16 protein-coding genes are annotated in these 18,116 nt (G+C 58.7%); 9 read left to right on the top strand and 7 right to left on the bottom strand.

The window, feature by feature from the left end:
• Positions 1-159 precede the first annotated feature (159 nt).
• Positions 160-2,610 (bottom strand): glycogen/starch/alpha-glucan phosphorylase, encoded by a 2,451-nt coding sequence (locus ACZ89R_RS20050; RefSeq protein WP_123500018.1) that lies wholly within the window; start codon positions 2,608-2,610, stop codon positions 160-162.
• A 259-nt stretch (positions 2,611-2,869) separates the two neighbouring features.
• Here ACZ89R_RS20050 and ACZ89R_RS20045 point away from each other — a divergent pair, with 259 nt between their 5' ends.
• Positions 2,870-3,310, top strand: coding sequence for a YkgJ family cysteine cluster protein (locus ACZ89R_RS20045; RefSeq protein WP_123361160.1), 441 nt, complete (start codon positions 2,870-2,872; stop codon positions 3,308-3,310).
• A gap of 215 nt (positions 3,311-3,525) precedes the next feature.
• On the opposite strand, the gene typA is transcribed toward ACZ89R_RS20045, so the two are convergent.
• Complete coding sequence (gene typA / locus ACZ89R_RS20040) at positions 3,526-5,346, bottom strand: translational GTPase TypA (RefSeq protein ID WP_007907857.1); 1,821 nt, start codon at positions 5,344-5,346, stop codon at positions 3,526-3,528.
• 139 nt (positions 5,347-5,485) lie between these two features.
• Positions 5,486-6,940 (bottom strand): tRNA uracil 4-sulfurtransferase ThiI, encoded by a 1,455-nt coding sequence (gene thiI / locus ACZ89R_RS20035; protein WP_429544811.1) that lies wholly within the window; start codon positions 6,938-6,940, stop codon positions 5,486-5,488.
• A gap of 330 nt (positions 6,941-7,270) precedes the next feature.
• Between thiI and glnA the strand changes: the two genes are divergently transcribed.
• From glnA to ntrC, 6 genes are all read left to right on the top strand, one after another.
• On the top strand, positions 7,271-8,677 hold the full coding sequence (gene glnA / locus ACZ89R_RS20030) for a glutamate--ammonia ligase (protein ID WP_007907861.1): 1,407 nt from the start codon (positions 7,271-7,273) through the stop codon (positions 8,675-8,677).
• A gap of 134 nt (positions 8,678-8,811) precedes the next feature.
• Positions 8,812-9,360: a chorismate mutase gene (locus ACZ89R_RS20025; RefSeq protein WP_429544812.1), complete on the top strand. Its 549-nt coding sequence runs from the start codon at positions 8,812-8,814 to the stop codon at positions 9,358-9,360.
• Between the two features lie 92 nt (positions 9,361-9,452).
• Positions 9,453-9,968: a DUF4124 domain-containing protein gene (locus ACZ89R_RS20020; RefSeq protein WP_429544813.1), complete on the top strand. Its 516-nt coding sequence runs from the start codon at positions 9,453-9,455 to the stop codon at positions 9,966-9,968.
• Positions 9,965-10,564, top strand: coding sequence for a DUF4124 domain-containing protein (locus ACZ89R_RS20015; protein ID WP_429544814.1), 600 nt, complete (start codon positions 9,965-9,967; stop codon positions 10,562-10,564). The genes ACZ89R_RS20020 and ACZ89R_RS20015 overlap by 4 nt, the downstream gene beginning before the upstream one ends.
• Before the next feature lie 417 nt (positions 10,565-10,981).
• Positions 10,982-12,067 carry a nitrogen regulation protein NR(II) gene (glnL, locus tag ACZ89R_RS20010; protein ID WP_008068785.1) on the top strand — a complete coding sequence of 362 codons (1,086 nt, stop codon included), beginning with the start codon at positions 10,982-10,984 and terminating at the stop codon, positions 12,065-12,067.
• The gene (ntrC, locus tag ACZ89R_RS20005; RefSeq protein WP_429544815.1) at positions 12,064-13,500 is read left to right on the top strand and encodes a nitrogen regulation protein NR(I); all 1,437 of its coding nucleotides are present in this window, start codon (positions 12,064-12,066) and stop codon (positions 13,498-13,500) included. The genes glnL and ntrC overlap by 4 nt, the downstream gene beginning before the upstream one ends.
• 539 nt (positions 13,501-14,039) lie before the next feature.
• Here ntrC and ACZ89R_RS20000 read toward each other — a convergent pair.
• Complete coding sequence (locus ACZ89R_RS20000) at positions 14,040-14,480, bottom strand: hypothetical protein (RefSeq protein ID WP_429544816.1); 441 nt, start codon at positions 14,478-14,480, stop codon at positions 14,040-14,042.
• On the opposite strand from ACZ89R_RS20000, the gene ACZ89R_RS19995 reads away from it, so the two are divergent.
• Positions 14,479-14,934, top strand: a complete 456-nt coding sequence (locus ACZ89R_RS19995) for a tRNA (cytidine(34)-2'-O)-methyltransferase (protein WP_019691309.1) — start codon at positions 14,479-14,481, stop codon at positions 14,932-14,934. The two genes, ACZ89R_RS20000 and ACZ89R_RS19995, sit on opposite strands and share 2 nt — an antisense overlap.
• 204 nt (positions 14,935-15,138) lie before the next feature.
• Here the strand turns inward: ACZ89R_RS19995 and secB are convergent, their stop codons facing one another.
• Genes secB through ACZ89R_RS19980 form a run of 3 tightly spaced genes read right to left on the bottom strand, consistent with a single transcriptional unit; the run spans position 15,139 to position 16,349 of the window.
• Positions 15,139-15,624 carry a protein-export chaperone SecB gene (gene secB / locus ACZ89R_RS19990; RefSeq protein WP_008058540.1) on the bottom strand — a complete coding sequence of 162 codons (486 nt, stop codon included), beginning with the start codon at positions 15,622-15,624 and terminating at the stop codon, positions 15,139-15,141.
• A gap of 55 nt (positions 15,625-15,679) precedes the next feature.
• A complete protein-coding gene (gene grxC / locus ACZ89R_RS19985) occupies positions 15,680-15,934 on the bottom strand; it encodes a glutaredoxin 3 (protein WP_007897411.1) in 255 nt (84 codons plus the stop codon).
• A 1-nt stretch (position 15,935) separates the two neighbouring features.
• Positions 15,936-16,349 carry a rhodanese-like domain-containing protein gene (locus ACZ89R_RS19980; protein ID WP_007897412.1) on the bottom strand — a complete coding sequence of 138 codons (414 nt, stop codon included), beginning with the start codon at positions 16,347-16,349 and terminating at the stop codon, positions 15,936-15,938.
• A 153-nt stretch (positions 16,350-16,502) separates the two neighbouring features.
• On the opposite strand from ACZ89R_RS19980, the gene gpmI reads away from it, so the two are divergent.
• Positions 16,503-18,032: a 2,3-bisphosphoglycerate-independent phosphoglycerate mutase gene (gene gpmI / locus ACZ89R_RS19975; protein ID WP_429544817.1), complete on the top strand. Its 1,530-nt coding sequence runs from the start codon at positions 16,503-16,505 to the stop codon at positions 18,030-18,032.
• Positions 18,033-18,116: the final 84 nt, after the last annotated feature.

Here is an 18,116-nt window from a genome sequence, read left to right as displayed (position 1 = left end):
TAAGCGCATTGGCCAATCCAGAAAGATTAGCGTAGCCAGTTCCAAAAAGATCGCAGCCTTCGGCAGCTCCTACAAGGGCGTGGTAGCACGCGATTGTGTAGGAGCTGCCGAAGGCTGCGATCTTTTCCGGCGCGCCAGTATATCGAGCCGATCGAAGACTTACTCCAAAGCCTTCCAAATATCCGTGGCGTACTCACGAATGGTCCGGTCGGACGAGAACCAGCCCATCCGCGCGCTGCTCAATACCGCCGAGCGCCACCACTCTTTGGAGTCGTGCCAATGAGCCTCGACCCGCATCTGAGCGTTCCAGTAAGAGTCGAAATCGGCGCAGACCAGGAAGCGGTCATAGTCCACCAGCGAATCAATCAGTGTGGTGTAGCGGGACGGATCGTCTGGTGAGAACACCCCTCCGCGAATCGCTTGCAACACATCGTTGAGTCGATGGGAGGCGGCAATGTCCGGTGCCGCGCTGAACTCATGGTTGAGCTTGCGCGCTTCCACTTGCTCGGCGCTGAGGCCGAAGATGAACATGTGTTCGACACCAATGCGCTCGCTCATCTCCACGTTGGCCCCGTCCAGGGTGCCAATGGTCAGCGCGCCGTTGAGGCCGAACTTCATGTTGCTGGTGCCCGAGGCTTCGAAGCCTGCGGTGGAAATCTGTTCCGACAAATCCGCCGCTGGAATGATGCTTTCGGCCAGGCTGACGTTGTAGTTGGGCAAGAACACCACTTTGAGCAAACCACGCACGGTCGGGTCGTTGTTGACCACCCGGGCGATGTCGTTGGTCAGTTTGATGATCAATTTGGCTTGGTGATAACTGGCCGCCGCCTTGCCGGCGAAGATCTTCACCCGCGGCACCCAGTCGATTTCCGGTTCGGCACGAATCGCCTGATACAGCGCAACGGTGTGCAGCAGGTTGAGCAACTGACGTTTGTATTCGTGGATCCGCTTGACCTGCACGTCGAACATCGCCGCCGGGTTGATCGCGACCCCCAGCCGTTCATGAATCAGGTATGCCAGGGCTTTCTTGCTGTGCAGCCGCTGTTCGGCGAACTGTTTGCGGAATGCAGTCTTCTCGGCAAACGGTTCCAGCCCTATCAGGCTTTCTTCGGGGTTATCCAGCATATCCGGGCCGAGGGCGTCGACCATCATCGAGGTCAGCTCGGGGTTGGCCTGGTAGAGCCAGCGGCGGAAGGTAATGCCGTTGGTCTTGTTGTTGATCCGCTCTGGATAGAGTTTATGCAACTCGGAAAACACGGTGCTGCGCATCAGTTGCGTGTGCAGGCCGGACACGCCGTTGACGCTGTGAGAACCAAGGAATGCCAGGTTACCCATGCGCACGCGACGACCGTTGTCCTCCTCGATCAACGAGACCGCACGCAACACGTCGAAATCGTGAACGCCCTTGGCTCGCAATGAGTCGATGTGCTGGGCGTTGATCAAATAAATGATCTGCATGTGCCGTGGCAGCATCCGCTCCATCAAACCGACCGGCCAGGTTTCCAGCGCCTCCGGCAACAGCGTGTGGTTGGTGTACGACAGCGTGTCGACCGTAACTTGCCAAGCCGCATCCCACGCCACGTCATAAACGTCGACCAACTGACGCATCAACTCGGCCACGGCAATCGAGGGGTGAGTGTCGTTGAGTTGAATGGCCGCGTGATCGCCCAGGGTCAGCACCGAGGTGTGCATGTTGCGATGGCGGCGCAACAAATCCTGCAGGGATGCAGCGACGAAGAAGTATTCCTGACGCAGACGCAGTTCCTGGCCGGCCTCGGTGCTGTCCGCCGGGTAGAGCACGCGGGAGATACTTTCGGCCCGGGCCACTTCTGCCACCGCGCCCAGGTGGTCGCCAGCGTTGAAGCGCTCCAGGTGCAACTCTTCCATGGCCCGGGCACGCCACAGTCGCAGCGTGTTGACACTCGCGCCGCGCCAACCGACCACCGGGGTGTCATAGGCAATAGCCCGCACGGTTTCCGCCGGGGACCAGACTTGCCTGGATTTGCCGTTTTCATCGGTCACGGTTTCGACACTGCCGCCGAAGCCGATCGGGTAGGCGACTTCCGGCCGTTCGAACTCCCACGGGTTGCCGAAATCCAGCCAGTGTTCGGTCTGTTCCTGCTGCCAACCGTCGACGATGGCCTGGCGGAACAAACCGTGTTCGTAACGAATGCCGTAACCATGGCCGGCGATGCCGAGGGTCGACATGCTTTCCATGAAGCACGCCGCCAGACGCCCCAGGCCTCCGTTGCCCAGCGCCGCATCGGGTTCCAGCAGACGGATGCGTTCGATGTCGACGCCAAGTTCGGTCATGGCCTCGCGAGCCACATCGAGCAGGCCGAGATTGCTCAGGCTGTCATAGAGCAAGCGGCCGATCAGGAATTCAAGGGAGAGGTAATAGACCCGTTTCTGGCCTTTGCGGTAGATCTGCCGGGTGTGGTCCATCCAGTGCTCGACCATGTGATCGCGCGCCGCCAGGGCGATGGCTTCGAACCAGTCATGGTCGAAGGCGTGATCAGGGTCTTTGCCCACCGCGTAGGTAAGCTTGGTCAAGACGGCGTCGCGGAATGCGGCCACCTCTGCTTCGCGAACAAGTGGTTCTTGAGTCATCGATAAGACCTCGAGCGAGCGTGAAGTTGTCTGAGCCTAGTCGGTCTGACAGACCATTGAGACTCTGGTTCGGCAGTTTTTCCTGTTAGTGCGAGATAGGTCGACATTACGTTGTCGCGTGCCAGAAACAATGCAGGGGCCGTGCCGGACACAGGGATTATTTTGCGCCAAGCGAAAAAATCTGGCGAAAGGTTGTTCAAAAATCCACCAGTCCCGGTATGATCGCGCGCCCTGATGCACACGCTGGTAACAACCGATGATGAAGCCCAACCTGATCGCCGCCGCGGAGATCGATCGCCTCGATACCTGGGCAAAATACTCTGCCCCGATGTGCGGTTCCTGCGTGTCCAGCTGCTGCACCTTGCCGGTCGAGGTCAAGATCAAGGATCTGATCCGTATCGGCATCGTCGACGAATTCGAGCGTGGCGATCCGCCGAAGAACATCGCCAAGCGTTTGCAGAAGGAAGGTATCGTCGAGCGCTATAACCAGAAGTCCGAGATCTTCACCCTTCAGCGCATGAGCAACAACGATTGCCTGTACCTGGATCGCAAGAGCCGTTTGTGCACTATTTATGATAAGCGCCCGGATACCTGCCGCAATCACCCGAAGATCGGACCGCGGCCGGGGTACTGCGCGTACAAGCCTAAAGAAGTGGTGCGCGAGAGCAGCGCCAGCCGTCGCACCCTCGAAAAATTCTGATCCGGAATCGCGCTGCCTGAGCCGGCCTCATCGCGAGCAGGCTCGCTCCCACAGTTGATTTTTGTCGTACACATAATCCATGTTCAACACCGAACCCTGTGGGAGCGAACCTGCTCGCGATGGGGCCAGAACAAACACCGCAAAAAACCCAGACAAAAAAACGCCCCTGACCTTGCGGTCGGGGGCGTTTTTTTAAGCGCTAACTAAGTCGAAACTCAGTTACCAGCTTTCTTGGCAGCGCGGGTACGCTCGCTTTCGCCCAGGATCTTCTTACGAAGACGGATGGACTTAGGAGTGACTTCGCACAATTCGTCTTCTTGAACGAATTCCAGAGCCTGCTCCAGGGTGAAGCGGATAGGCGGAACCAGAGCGATGGTTTCGTCTTTACCCGAAGCACGCATGTTGTCGAGCTTCTTGCCTTTGGTTGGGTTGACGCCCAGGTCGTTGTCGCGGCTGTTGATGCCGACGATTTGACCTTCGTACACGTCTTCACCGTGACCCAGGAACAGTTTGCCGCGAGCTTGCAGGGTTTCCAGCGAGTAAGTCAGCGCCTTACCGGTAGCCACCGAAACCAGCACGCCGTTCTGACGGCCGGACATGTCGCCGGATTTCATCACGTCGTAACGGTCGAAGATCGAGGTCAGGATGCCTGCACCGGAGGTCAGGGTCAGGAACTCGTTACGGAAACCGATCAAGCCACGAGCCGGGATGTTGTACTCAAGGCGCACACGGCCCTTGCCATCCGGAACCATGTTGGTCAGGTCGCCTTTACGGATACCGATCTGTTCCATGATCGAACCTTGCGATTCTTCCGGCAGGTCGATGGTCACGTTTTCGTACGGTTCGTGCTTGACGCCGTCAACCATGCGGATGATCACTTCCGGACGACCAACACCCATTTCGAAGCCTTCGCGACGCATGGTTTCGATCAGTACCGAGAGGTGCAGCTCACCACGGCCGGAGACTTTGAACTTGTCGGCGGTGTCGCCTTCTTCAACGCGCAGGGCAACGTTGTAGAGCAGTTCTTTGTCCAGGCGTTCCTTGATGTTACGGCTGGTGACGAACTTGCCTTCTTTACCGCAGAAAGGCGAGTCGTTTACCTGGAAGGTCATGGAAACGGTTGGCTCGTCAACGGTCAGCGGCTTCATCGCTTCGACGTTCAGTGGGTCGCACAGAGTGTCGGAGATGAACAGCTGGTCGAAGCCGCTGATGCAGACGATATCGCCGGCAGCTGCTTCTTCAACGTCGATGCGGTGCAGGCCGTGGTGACCCATCAGCTTCAGGATACGACCGTTACGCTTCTTGCCGTCGGCGTCGATAGCGACAACCGGAGTGTTCGGCTTGATGCGACCACGAGCGATACGGCCAACGCCGATAACACCCAGGAAGCTGTTGTAGTCCAGAGCGGAGATTTGCATCTGGAACGGACCGTCACGGTCGACTTTCGGCGCAGGTACGTTGTCGACGATCGACTGGTACAGCGGAGTCATGTCTTCAGCCATGTCGGTGTGTTCCAGACCGGCAATGCCGTTCAGGGCCGAGGCGTAGACGACTTTGAAGTCCAGCTGTTCTTCGGTAGCACCGAGGTTGTCGAACAGGTCGAAGATCTGGTCCAGAACCCAGTCCGGACGCGCGCCTGGACGGTCAACCTTGTTGATCACCACGATTGGACGCAGGCCGGCTTCGAAAGCCTTCTTGGTCACGAAACGGGTTTGCGGCATAGGGCCGTCTTGAGCGTCAACCAGCAGCAGAACGGAGTCAACCATCGACATTACGCGTTCAACTTCGCCGCCGAAGTCGGCGTGGCCCGGGGTGTCCACGATGTTGATGTGGTAGCCGTTCCAGTTGATGGCGGTGTTTTTCGCCAGAATGGTAATACCGCGCTCTTTCTCCTGGTCGTTGGAGTCCATCACGCGCTCGTCGTTGAGCTCGTTGCGCTCCAGGGTGCCGGATTGACGCAAGAGTTTGTCTACCAGGGTGGTTTTACCATGGTCAACGTGAGCAATGATGGCGATGTTGCGTAGATTTTCGATCACTTGTGTATCTCGATCAGAGGATTCGGTGTGCTGACAAGTCTTGGCAGCGATTTACAGTAGAGTCCGGCAAAGCCGTTACAGCTTGACGGCGGCGTCGGGGGGCCGGTGACGCAGGCCACAGGCAAACAGCCCCGGGCACTTAGCTCGGTCGATAAACGCGCACATTGGCATGCCCCTCACTGAGCAAATGGTGGGCATGCAGGCGACTCATCACGCCTTTGTCGCAATACAGCAGGTACTGGCGAGTAGGGTCCAGTTCCTTGAAACGAGCGTTCAACGCATAAAACGGCATCGTCCGCACCTCAATGCCAGCAAGTTCCAGCGGCTCGTCTTCAGCGGCATCCGGGTGACGGATGTCGATGATGATCTGGCCCGCCAGAGCTTCGCTGACTTCTTCGATCTGCAAATCCTGGCCCAATTCGTCGATTACGCGATCGATCGGCACCAGTTTGGCGTTTTCGAGCGCACGCTCGAGTACCGCCATGTCGAATTCTTTCTCTTCATGCTCCACGCGCGGACGCTTGGCGTGGGTCTTTGGGTTCACCGAGATGACCCCGCAGTATTCCGGCATGTGCTTGGCGAAATCGGCAGTGCCGATTTCGTTGGCCAGGTCGATAATGTCCTGCTTGTGACTGGCGATCAGTGGACGCAAGACCAGCTTGTCGGTCACGCAGTCAATCACGGACAGGTTCGGCAACGTCTGGCTCGACACCTGGGAAATCGCTTCGCCGGTGACCAGCGCTTCGATCTCCAGCCGATCGGCAATACGGGAAGCAGCGCGCAACATCATACGCTTCAAAACTACACCCATATGACTGTTATCGACTTTCCCGAGAATTTCTCCCAGTACTTCCTCGAACGGCACACTGACAAATAACACGCGTTGGGAGCTGCCGTACTTCTTCCAGATGAAGTGCGCGACTTCCATGACGCCCAGTTCGTGGGCTCGTCCGCCCAGATTGAAGAAGCAGAAATGGCTCATCAGCCCGCGGCGCATGATCTGGTAGGCGGCGACGGTGGAATCGAAGCCACCGGACATCAGTACAAGCGTCTGTTCCAGGGCACCCAGCGGATAACCGCCGATGCTGTTGTGCTGGCTGTGGATCACGAACAACCGTTTGTCGCGAATTTCGATGCGAACTTCGATTTCAGGCTCTTTGAGCGAGATTCCGGCGGCGCCGCACTGACGACGCAGTTGGCTGCCGACGTATTTCTCGACGTCCATGGAGCTGAATTCGTGCTTGCCGGCACGCTTGCAGCGCACCGAAAAAATCTTCCCGGCCAGGGCGTCACCGAAGTGCTGCTTGCACTTGGCGACGATGTCGTCGAAGTCGCCCAACGGGTATTCATCGACCTGCAGGAAATGCGCGATACCCGGCATGCAGCTCAGGCGCTCGGTCATCTCCTTCAGGGCTTTCGGCTCGCTGACGCGGGTTTCCAGCTCGAGATTGTCCCACACACCGTTGACCACCACAGCCGGGTCCAGATCGCGGAGCACGGTACGGATGTTTTTGGCCAACTGGCGGATGAAACGCATCCGTACCGGGCGGCTCTTGATGGTGATCTCGGGGAAGACTTTTACGATTAGTTTCATGAAAACAGCGCGCGCTGGGCCAGCCGAAAAAGGGGGGCGCGGATTATAGCGGAAATTGCTCAAGGTTTAACCAGTTAATGTGCAGAAGGTTTTGCGCGCACCAAAACAGGTCATTTATGGAATTCGACGCTACATTACAGGGCGAGGTTTGGCGCTTTTCGAGGCTTTGCACCTTTATAAGCGTGATATTGGGGCAAAAAACCCATGGTGGGGCACTGGCATGCAATTTGCTCCCTTGTGAGGCAGGTTGCCTTGGCAGAGTATTCGCGCCGGCATCACCCACATTCTAAGGGCATCCACTACTAAGCCCGAAGCCACCCGGAGGACACTATGTCGAAGTCGGTTCAACTCATCAAAGATCATGACGTCAAGTGGATTGATCTGCGCTTCACGGACACCAAAGGCACTCAGCACCACGTGACCATGCCGGCTCGCGATGGGCTGGATGAAGCTTTCTTCGAAGAAGGCAAAATGTTCGACGGTTCCTCCATCGCTGGCTGGAAAGGCATCGAAGCTTCCGACATGATCCTGATGCCGGACGACAGCACTGCCGTTCTCGACCCGTTCACCGAAGAGCCGACCCTGATCCTGGTTTGCGACGTGATCGAGCCTTCGACCATGCAAGGCTACGACCGTGACCCACGTGCGATCGCCAAGCGTGCCGAGGAATACCTGAAGTCGACCGGTATCGGCGACACCGTATTCGTTGGCCCAGAGCCTGAGTTCTTCATCTTCGACGAAGTGAAGTTCAAGTCCGACATCTCCGGCTCGATGTTCAAAATCTTCTCCGAACAAGGTTCGTGGATGTCCGACCAGGACGTGGAAGGCGGCAACAAAGGCCACCGTCCAGGCGTCAAAGGCGGCTACTTCCCTGTTCCGCCGTTCGACCACGACCACGAAATCCGTACCTCCATGTGCAACGCCATGGAAGAAATGGGCCTGGTCATCGAAGTTCACCACCACGAAGTGGCGACTGCCGGTCAGAACGAAATCGGCGTGAAGTTCAACACCCTGGTTGCCAAGGCTGACGAAGTTCAGACCCTGAAGTACTGCGTACACAACGTTGCTGATGCATATGGCCGCACCGCGACCTTCATGCCTAAGCCTCTGTACGGCGACAACGGTTCGGGTATGCACGTTCACCTGTCCATCGCCAAAGATGGCAAGAACACCTTCGCCGGCGAAGGCTATGCCGGCCTGTCCGATACCGCTCTGTACTTCATCGGCGGCATCATCAAGCACGGTAAGGCTCTGAACGGCTTCACCAACCCGTCGACCAACTCCTACAAGCGTCTGGTTCCAGGTTTCGAAGCGCCAGTGATGCTGGCTTACTCGGCTCGTAACCGTTCGGCCTCGATCCGTATTCCTTACGTGTCCAGCCCTCGCGCTCGCCGTATCGAAGCTCGCTTCCCGGATCCGGCAGCTAACCCGTACCTGGGCTTCGCTGCACTGTTGATGGCTGGCCTGGACGGCATCCAGAACAAGATCCACCCTGGCGACGCAGCTGACAAAAACCTGTACGACCTGCCGCCTGAAGAGGCGAAAGAGATCCCACAAGTTTGCGGCAGCCTGAAAGAAGCCCTGGAAGAGCTGGACAAAGGTCGTGCGTTCCTGACCAAAGGCGGCGTTTTCAGCGACGACTTCATCGACGCTTACATCGCCCTGAAAAGCGAAGAAGAAATCAAGGTTCGTACCTTCGTACACCCACTGGAATATGAGCTGTACTACAGCTGCTGATCCGGTAGCGCCGCGCTACCCGGCGTGACAAAAGAGAGGCCTCCTTCGGGAGGCCTTTTTTATGGGCGACCGTCTGTCATCGGATGCCCGGTTGCGTGCATCATGGCTTTCATCCGATAAAGCCGAGATGCCCCATGCGCCTACGCCCATGCCTTGCCCTGCTCACCACCCTGCTGGCCAACAGCGCTTTTGCCAGCCCGGCACCTGCCACCCTCGCCCCGTTGCTTGGCACCATCGAAGAACGCCTGGCGATTGCCGATCAGGTCGCGCTGAGCAAATGGGACAGCGGCAAACCGGTCGAAGACCGGCAGCGCGAGCGCGAGGTGATTGCCAGCGCCGTCGCCCTGGCACCTGCCTATAAATTGAGCAACGAAGCCGTCGAACAGTTCTTCTCGGCGCAGATCGAGGCCAACAAACTGGTGCAATACGCGCACCTGTCTGACTGGCATGCCCAAGGCAGGGCGCCCAATGATCCTCGCCCCGATCTCATCGGGCAGATCCGCCCACAACTCGATCAGTTACAAAAACGCCTGCTGCAACAACTGGCCGATTTCAGCCCTTATCGCAACGACCCGCAGTGCCCGAACTGGCTGGCCAAGGCCAATAAAACCGACGCCCACACGCCATTGCGCGAGCTTGCCCAAGTACGCGCCACCGCCGAGTTGTGCAGCACCAGCCCCTGAGCCGGTCTGCCGGCGTGCGCTGAAGTGCTCTATGCTGTCGCCATGAACGGAACAGGGCCGGACACTTGCCCAACGGCCAATGGAAGCCTGCAATGCGCTCATTGTTGTTATGCCTGCTTGTGCTGATCACCCTGCCCGCCGCCGCGCAGATCTACAAATACACCGACGCCAACGGCAACACCGCGTACAGCAATCAACCGCCCGATGGCGTAAAGGCTCAGCCCGTGGAGTTGCCACCGCTCAACAGCGTCGAGCTTCAACCTCCGAGCGAGCCTGTAGCGCCTGCGCAAGCCAGTAGCCGCGAACAGCCCGGCAGCGCCTATCAAGTGCTGGAGCTAACCGGCTTGCCCACCGAAGAAGCCTTGCGCGCCAACAACGGCACGTTCGCGGTCAACGCATTGATCCAACCGCGCCTGCAGGGCTCTCATCGATTCAGGCTGTTACTGGACGATCAACCCTACGGCCAACCGAGCAACGTGCCGATTCTGCAACTGGTGAACATCGACCGTGGCGAACACCGCCTCGCGGTTCAGGTGATCGATGGGCAAAACGTGGTGCAGCAGAGCCCCACCGTGACCTTCACCGTACAACGGGTGCATAAGCCTTGAGGTGCTGGCTGTTGGTCGCATGCCTGATCAGCCTGCCGGCAATGGCCGAGGTTTTCACCTACATCGACGCCCAGGGCAATCGGGTCTTCACCGATCAGCCGGGCACCCGTAATGCCAAGCGTGTACCACTGGCGACCAGCAATCGGATGTCGGCCAACCCGAGCGGTGCCGCGCCAGTGATGGCCACGGAAGCCAAACCACTGTTTCATTACGACATGCTTCGTGTGCTTGTGCCGGACCCGGATGCCACGATCCGTAGCACTGCCGGTGAATTGATCGTCAGCGTTACCAGCGAACCCGGCCTGCAACAGGGCCATCGCTATCGTCTGCTGCTGGATGGCCAACCCACCGCCGAGCCCGGCCCGAGCCCGGTGTTCGCCCTGAGCAACATCGATCGCGGCAGCCATCACCTGTCGGTGGAAATCCTCGACGAACAGGGCCGTACCGTCGAACGCACGGCCAATCAACCCTTCCACATGCAGCGCATTTCCCTCGCGCAGAAACGTCAGGTCAAACCCTGCGTCCTTACCGACTACGGCCAACGGCCGGAATGCCCCCTCAAAGACAAACCCGAAGAAGAAAAAAGCTTCTTTTAGCGCTAACGCCGGTCCGTTAAGACGTAGAACCTGTGGGGGCGTGGCTTGCCCGCGAAGAACAATGACGCGTAATACCTGAAAACCGCGGTGCATTCTTCGCGGGCAAGCCACGCTCCCACAGGATTCTCGTCGCTCAAAGTTGTTCGCCACAGTTCTGTACTTGGCCCGGGCTCTTCTGCTTCTTTTACTTTGTTCAGATTTGCGCACTATATTGGTGCAACAGAGTGCACAGTACTCACAACACAACCCATTTTGGTTCGAAAGTACCCGCAAAAGCTGGCAGAACGCCACGCAAACGAGCGTCAAACGCCCGTTTCAGGCGTTTAACGCTTCTTTTCGGAGCCTTGGTTTGGTTTTTGCATTTTCCTCGTATCAGCGCTTGTTTCTTACGCGCGCTCCGCTCCAAAAGAGGTCCTGATGACCATTAGCGACGCACTACACCGCTTGCTACTCGACAACCTGACCACCGCAACCATTCTGCTCGACGCCGAACTGCGCCTTGAGTACATGAACCCGGCGGCGGAAATGCTGCTGGCCATCAGCGGCCAGCGTAGCCATGGACAGTTCATCAGCGAGTTGTTCACCGAATCCACCGAGGCGCTGAACTCCCTGCGCCAGGCAGTCCAGCAGGCGCACCCGTTCACCAAGCGCGAAGCGATGCTCACCGCCCTCACCGGCCAGACCCTGACCGTCGACTACGCCGTGACACCGATCCTGAGCAATGGCAATACGCTGCTGTTGCTGGAGGTTCACCCGCGTGACCGCTTGTTGCGGATCACCAAGGAAGAGGCGCAGCTGTCGAAGCAGGAGACCAGCAAAATGCTGGTACGCGGCCTCGCTCATGAAATCAAAAACCCGCTCGGCGGGATTCGTGGCGCGGCTCAATTGCTCGCCCGTGAATTGCCGGAAGAGAGCCTGCGCGATTACACCAACGTCATCATTGAAGAAGCCGATCGCCTGCGCAATCTGGTGGATCGCATGCTCGGCTCCAACAAATTGCCGTCACTGGCCATGTGCAATGTCCATGAAGTGCTGGAACGCGTAGGTCAGCTGGTAGAGGCCGAAAGTCAGGGCTGCATCACTTTGGTGCGTGACTACGACCCAAGCATTCCGGATGTGTTGATCGATCGCGAACAGATGATTCAGGCCGTCCTGAACATCGTGCGTAACGCGATGCAGGCCATCAGCAGCCAGAACGAGCTGCGCCTTGGCCGCATCAGCTTGCGTACCCGCGCCATGCGCCAGTTCACCATCGGCCACGTGCGCCACCGCCTGGTGACCAAAATCGAAATCATCGACAACGGCCCGGGGATCCCCGCCGAGCTGCAGGAAACCATCTTCTTTCCCATGGTCAGCGGCCGCCCGGACGGTACCGGGCTGGGCCTGGCCATTACCCAGAACATCATCAGCCAGCACCAGGGCCTGATCGAATGTGAAAGCCATCCAGGCCACACCACGTTCTCGATCTTTCTGCCACTGGAACAAGGAGCCACATCGACATGAGCCGTAGTGAAACCGTGTGGATCGTCGATGACGACCGTTCTATCCGTTGGGTCCTGGAAAAAGCCTTGCAGCAGGAAGGCATGACCACGCAAAGCTTCGACAGCGCCGACGGCGTCATGAGCCGCCTGGCGCGCCAGCAGCCGGACGTGATCATCTCCGACATCCGCATGCCGGGTGCCAGCGGCCTGGACCTTCTGGCACGGATTCGCGAACAGCACCCACGACTGCCGGTCATCATCATGACCGCGCACTCCGATCTGGACAGCGCTGTCGCGTCCTATCAGGGTGGCGCGTTCGAATACCTGCCCAAACCGTTCGATGTCGACGAAGCGGTTTCACTGGTCAAGCGCGCCAACCAGCACGCTCAGGAACAGCAAGGCCTGGAAGTCCCGGTCGCCCTGACCCGTACGCCAGAAATCATCGGCGAAGCGCCGGCGATGCAGGAAGTGTTTCGCGCCATCGGCCGCTTGAGCCACTCCAACATCACCGTGCTGATCAATGGCGAATCCGGTACCGGTAAAGAACTGGTGGCCCACGCCCTGCACCGTCACAGCCCACGGGCGGCCTCGCCGTTCATTGCGCTGAACATGGCGGCGATCCCCAAGGATCTGATGGAGTCCGAGCTGTTCGGCCATGAAAAAGGCGCCTTTACCGGCGCGGCTAACCTGCGTCGCGGGCGTTTTGAGCAGGCTGACGGCGGCACGCTGTTCCTCGATGAAATCGGCGACATGCCAGCGGACACCCAGACGCGCTTGCTGCGGGTATTGGCGGACGGCGAATTCTACCGTGTCGGCGGTCATGTGCCGGTGAAGGTCGACGTGCGCATCATCGCCGCGACTCACCAGAATCTGGAAACCCTGGTGCATGCCGGAAAATTCCGTGAGGACTTGTTCCACCGCCTCAACGTGATCCGCATTCACATTCCACGGCTGTCGGACCGTCGCGAAGATATCCCGACCCTGGCCAAGCATTTCCTCAGTCGCGCCGCGCAAGAACTGGCGGTGGAACCGAAGCTGCTGAAAAGCGAAACCGAGGAATACCTGAAGAGTCTGCCGTGGCCAGGCAACGTGCGTCAGCTGGAGAACACCTGCCGCTGGATCACGGTGATGGCTTCGGGTCGCGAAGTGCATATCAGCGATCTGCCGCCAGAGCTGTTGAGCCTGCCGCAGGATTCGGCACCGGTGACGAATTGGGAGCAAGCGTTGCGTCAGTGGGCTGATCAGGCGTTGGCTCGCGGCCAGTCGAGTCTTCTGGACAGTGCCGTGCCAGCCTTCGAGCGGATCATGATCGAGACCGCCCTCAAACACACCGCCGGCCGCCGCCGCGACGCTGCCGTGTTGCTGGGTTGGGGCCGCAATACCTTGACGCGCAAGATCAAGGAATTGGGGATGAAGGTTGATGGTGGGGATGATGATGAGGGGGATGAGGGTTAAGCAGCCTTGATCGTTCCCACGCTCTGCGTGGGAATGCCTCACAGTGGGTTTTTCAGTGTGTTCACTATTCTGTGAACACCATTGAACCCTGTGGGAGCGAGCCTGCTCGCGATGCTTTTGGAGCCATAGTGCACCGACTGAATGCACCATGAACCGCAATCGAGCACGACAACCGATCCAAAACCCCGCCTCCATCTGCAAGAAAAACCATAACGCAGAAACACAAAAGCCCCGAATTACGGGGCTTTCAGCGCTGTCGGGCGGCTTTCTGTTGCAACTTGTTAAAAACTGGCACGCCCCCTGCAATGGTCCAATCAGTGATTCGATTCACTACCCAGTTTCGGGGACCTTGGTACAGGCAGGCCGGGGATTCCCCTCTTTACACCGGGCTCATACCGCAATTGCGACGAGCCCATCCCGTTTTGGGGTCCTTGGTACAGGCAGGCCGGGGATTCCCTCTTTACACCGGGCTCACGCCGCAATGCGCGAGCCCTCCCGTTTTGGGAACCTTGGTACAGGCAGGCCGGGGATTCCCTCTTTTATTGCTCTCGGAGATGGATCTCCAGCCGCCAGCGGTCATCGACCTCGCTACCGGCCCACTCGCCCTGCAGCGGCCGGGCCGCCACCACAGTCAGCAACAATCCCCCATCACTCAAACGCGTTCGCCAGTTCACGTCCTTGCCGTTGAGCTTGAGCTGCCCTTTCTGTGCCTTGCCTTGCGCCTCGAACAACAGCGCCACGCTGCCGTCGACTATCTCGCCGTGGGTTTTGGGTTCGTTGTTGAACCACACCACCAGTCCATCGTTCGTCACCTCGACCTGCTGCAAAACGCTGGGGTCGGGCGCGGTCAGGCGACCGATCATCAGGCCCACCATCACCCCGACAATCGCCAACGAAGCCATCACCCGAGGGAATAGTTTCGAACGAGGGTCCTTTGGCGGCGTAGAATGCCCGTCATCTTTACCTTCGGAGCCGTGCATGTTTCACGTCATCCTTTTCCAACCAGAAATTCCGCCGAATACCGGCAACGTTATCAGGCTGTGCGCCAACAGTGGCTGCCACCTGCATTTGATCGAACCGCTGGGCTTCGAGATGGACGACAAGCGTCTGCGCCGGGCCGGCCTCGATTACCATGAGTATGCCACCCTGCAACGCCACGCAGACCTCGCCAGCTGTCTGGAAAGCCTCGGCCATCCCCGGCTGTTCGCCTTTACCACCAAGGGCTCGCGGCCCTTTCACGACGCCAGCTTCGCCGAGGGCGATGCCTTCCTGTTCGGCCCGGAAAGCCGTGGCTTGCCGGCCGAGGTGCTCGACGCCCTGCCCGCCGAACAACGCCTGCGCCTGCCGATGCGCGAAGGTTGTCGCAGCCTGAACCTGTCCAACACCGTGGCCGTCGCCGTTTACGAAGGCTGGCGTCAGCTCGGGTTCAAGTAAGCCCACGTCATCGGGCGATACGACAATCCAAATGTAGGAGCTGCCGAAGGCTGCGATCTTTTGATTTTGATTTTCAAGATCAAAAGATCGCAGCCTTCGGCAGCTCCTACAGGGGACCGCAGGGTCACCGTGCATCCAGCGATTTCGTTTATCCCATGAAAAAAGCGCCTGTTACGGCGCTTTTTTCGTTACTGCATCGAACGCTTACTGAACGGTCGGAGTCTCGCCAGCCGCCTGCATGCGTTGCAGCTCTTGTGCGTACAGCGCGTCGAAGTTCACCGGGGCCAGCATCAGGGCCGGGAACGAACCGCGGGTCACCAGGCTGTCCAGGGCTTCGCGAGCGTACGGGAACAGGATGTTCGGGCAGAACGCACCGAGTGTGTGGCTCATCGAAGCATCGTCCAGGTTCTTGATCAGGAAGATCCCGGCCTGTTGCACTTCAGCGATGAACGCCACTTCCTCACCGTTTTTCACGGTGACCGACAGAGTCAGCACGACTTCGTGGAAGTCGCCTTCCAGAGCCTTCTGGCGGGTGTTCAGATCCAGACCGACACTCGGCTCCCACTGCTGGCGAAAGATCGCCGGGCTTTTCGGGGCTTCGAAGGACAAGTCGCGTACGTAGATGCGCTGCAAGGAGAATTGCGGTGCGGTTTCTTCTTCGCTAGCTGCAGTGTTCTGTTGGTCAGTCATCTCAGATCCTTTCTGATCTCGGGTCTTGTAGGGTTGGCTATTTCAAGTAAGGCAGTCAGGCCTTGAGCAGAGCGTCGAGCTTGCCGGCGCGCTCCAGGGCAAACAAATCATCACAGCCGCCAACGTGGGTGTTGCCGATCCAGATCTGTGGCACGGACGTTCGTCCGGCTTTCTGAGCCATCGCGGCACGCACCTGCGGCTTGCCATCGACCTTGATCTCTTCGAAGGCTACGCCTTTGTTCTCGAGCAGGTACTTGGCTCGCGAGCAATAAGGGCAGTAATCGCTGGAATAGACGACGACGTTGTTCATATCACTTCACCAGCGGCAGATTGTCGGCTTTCCAGCTGGAAATACCGCCGGACAGCTTGGCGGCGGTGAAGCCGGCTTTCATCAGTTCGCGGGCATGAGTGCCGGCAGTCTGGCCCATGGCGTCGACCAGGATAATGGTCTTGGCCTTGTGCTTTTCCAGTTCGCCGACGCGAGCGGTCAGTTTGTCGTGAGGAATGTTCAACGCGCCAACAATGTGACCAGCGGTGAAATCCTTGGTCGAACGAATGTCGATCACAACGCCCGCGTCCTTGTTGACCAGCCCGGTCAGTTCACCGGTGCTCAGGCTGCGGCCGCCGCCTTGCATCTGATAAGCGATCAGCAACGCCAGCAGTACGACGAAGATACCGACGAGCAAATAGTGGTTAGTGGCAAATTCAATCAGGTGAGCAACCATCGAAGGAGGTTCCAGGGCGTTAAAATGTCGGCCAGTATACACAGCCACTATGGTGGGCCAAACCCCGTCCGGCGGTGACGGCGTCGGAACTTCGCTTTAAACTCCTACTCCCTTTTCCATCGCCCTCTTTTAATTCAGCCACGAGTGGAATCCATGACTACCACGCCTAAACCTTTGGTCCTGATTATTCTCGACGGCTTCGGTCACAGTGAGAGCCCTGAATCCAACGCCATCTATGCGGCGAAGAAGCCCGTACTGGACCGCCTGTGGGCTACCGTACCGAACGGCCTGATCTCGGGCAGCGGCATGGACGTCGGCTTGCCGGACGGCCAGATGGGCAACTCCGAAGTCGGCCATATGAACCTTGGCGCCGGCCGCGTGGTGTACCAGGACTTCACGCGCGTGACAAAAGCGATCCGCGACGGCGAGTTCTTCGAGAACCCGACCATCTGCGCCGCAGTGGATAAAGCCGTTGCTGCCGGCAAAGCCGTGCACTTCATGGGCCTGCTGTCCGATGGCGGCGTTCACAGCCACCAGGATCACCTGGTCGCCATGGCTGAACTGGCCTACAAGCGCGGCGCCGAGAAAATCTACCTGCACGCGTTCCTTGATGGCCGTGATACGCCACCGAAAAGCGCCCAGTCGTCGATCGAGTTGCTGGACGCGACCTTCGAAGCCCTTGGCAAAGGCCGGATCGCCAGCATCATTGGCCGTTACTACGCCATGGACCGCGACAACCGTTGGGATCGCGTGTCCCAGGCCTACAACCTGATTGTCGATGGCGCCAGCGAATTCAACGCCGCCACCGCACAGGAAGGCCTGCAAGCCGCTTACGAGCGTGGCGAAAGCGACGAATTCGTCAAAGCCACCAGCATCGGTGAACCGGTGAAAGTCGAAGACGGCGACGCCGTAGTCTTCATGAACTTCCGCGCCGACCGCGCTCGCGAGCTGACCCGCGTGTTCGTCGAAGACGATTTCAAGGAATTCGAGCGCGCTCGCCAGCCTGCACTTGCCGGTTTCGTCATGCTGACCCAATACGCCGCCAGCATCCCCGCGCCGTCGGCGTTCGCCGCGAGCAGCCTGGACAACGTGCTGGGCGATTACCTGGCGAAAAATGGCAAGACGCAGCTGCGCATCGCCGAAACCGAGAAGTACGCCCACGTGACTTTCTTCTTCTCCGGCGGTCGCGAAGAACCGTTCCCGGGCGAAGAACGCATCCTGATCCCGTCGCCGAAAGTCGCCACCTATGACTTGCAGCCGGAAATGAGTGCGCCAGAAGTCACCGACCGCATCGTCGACGCCATTGAAAACCAGCGTTACGACGTGATCGTGGTCAACTACGCCAACGGCGATATGGTCGGCCACAGCGGTGTGTTCGACGCGGCAGTCAAAGCGGTTGAATGCCTGGACCTGTGCGTCGGCCGTATCGTCGATGCGCTGGAAAAAGTCGGCGGCGAAGCCCTGATCACCGCCGACCATGGCAACGTCGAGCAGATGTCCGACGAAACCACCGGCCAGGCGCACACTGCACATACCACCGAGCCGGTGCCGTTCATCTATGTTGGCAAGCGTGACTTCAAGGTCCGCGACGGCGGCGTACTGGCGGATGTCGCGCCGACCATGCTGATGTTGCTGGGGCTGGAAAAACCGGCGGAAATGACCGGGACATCGATTCTGGTGTAATCCGCCCTATCAAACACCGCCAAAACCCTGTGGGAGCGAGCCTGCTCGCGATAGCAATCTGACAGCCAACATCTGTGTTGAATG

This window comes from Pseudomonas sp. TE3728, from assembly GCF_056279145.1.
This window is presented reverse-complemented; position numbering and strand designations above follow the sequence as displayed.

Bases quoted from the DNA above. Each gene is read 5' to 3' on its own strand.
- ACZ89R_RS20050 (WP_123500018.1), bottom strand. From the start codon at position 2,610: ATGACTCAAGAACCACTTGTTCGCGAAGCAGAGGTGGCCGCATTCCGC.
- ACZ89R_RS20045 (WP_123361160.1), top strand. From the start codon at position 2,870: ATGAAGCCCAACCTGATCGCCGCCGCGGAGATCGATCGCCTCGATACC.
- thiI (WP_429544811.1), bottom strand. From the start codon at position 6,940: ATGAAACTAATCGTAAAAGTCTTCCCCGAGATCACCATCAAGAGCCGC.
- glnA (WP_007907861.1), top strand. From the start codon at position 7,271: ATGTCGAAGTCGGTTCAACTCATCAAAGATCATGACGTCAAGTGGATT.
- ACZ89R_RS20025 (WP_429544812.1), top strand. From the start codon at position 8,812: ATGCGCCTACGCCCATGCCTTGCCCTGCTCACCACCCTGCTGGCCAAC.
- ACZ89R_RS20020 (WP_429544813.1), top strand. From the start codon at position 9,453: ATGCGCTCATTGTTGTTATGCCTGCTTGTGCTGATCACCCTGCCCGCC.
- glnL (WP_008068785.1), top strand. From the start codon at position 10,982: ATGACCATTAGCGACGCACTACACCGCTTGCTACTCGACAACCTGACC.
- ntrC (WP_429544815.1), top strand. From the start codon at position 12,064: ATGAGCCGTAGTGAAACCGTGTGGATCGTCGATGACGACCGTTCTATC.
- ACZ89R_RS19995 (WP_019691309.1), top strand. From the start codon at position 14,479: ATGTTTCACGTCATCCTTTTCCAACCAGAAATTCCGCCGAATACCGGC.
- ACZ89R_RS20000 (WP_429544816.1), bottom strand. From the start codon at position 14,480: ATGCACGGCTCCGAAGGTAAAGATGACGGGCATTCTACGCCGCCAAAG.
- secB (WP_008058540.1), bottom strand. From the start codon at position 15,624: ATGACTGACCAACAGAACACTGCAGCTAGCGAAGAAGAAACCGCACCG.
- grxC (WP_007897411.1), bottom strand. From the start codon at position 15,934: ATGAACAACGTCGTCGTCTATTCCAGCGATTACTGCCCTTATTGCTCG.
- ACZ89R_RS19980 (WP_007897412.1), bottom strand. From the start codon at position 16,349: ATGGTTGCTCACCTGATTGAATTTGCCACTAACCACTATTTGCTCGTC.
- gpmI (WP_429544817.1), top strand. From the start codon at position 16,503: ATGACTACCACGCCTAAACCTTTGGTCCTGATTATTCTCGACGGCTTC.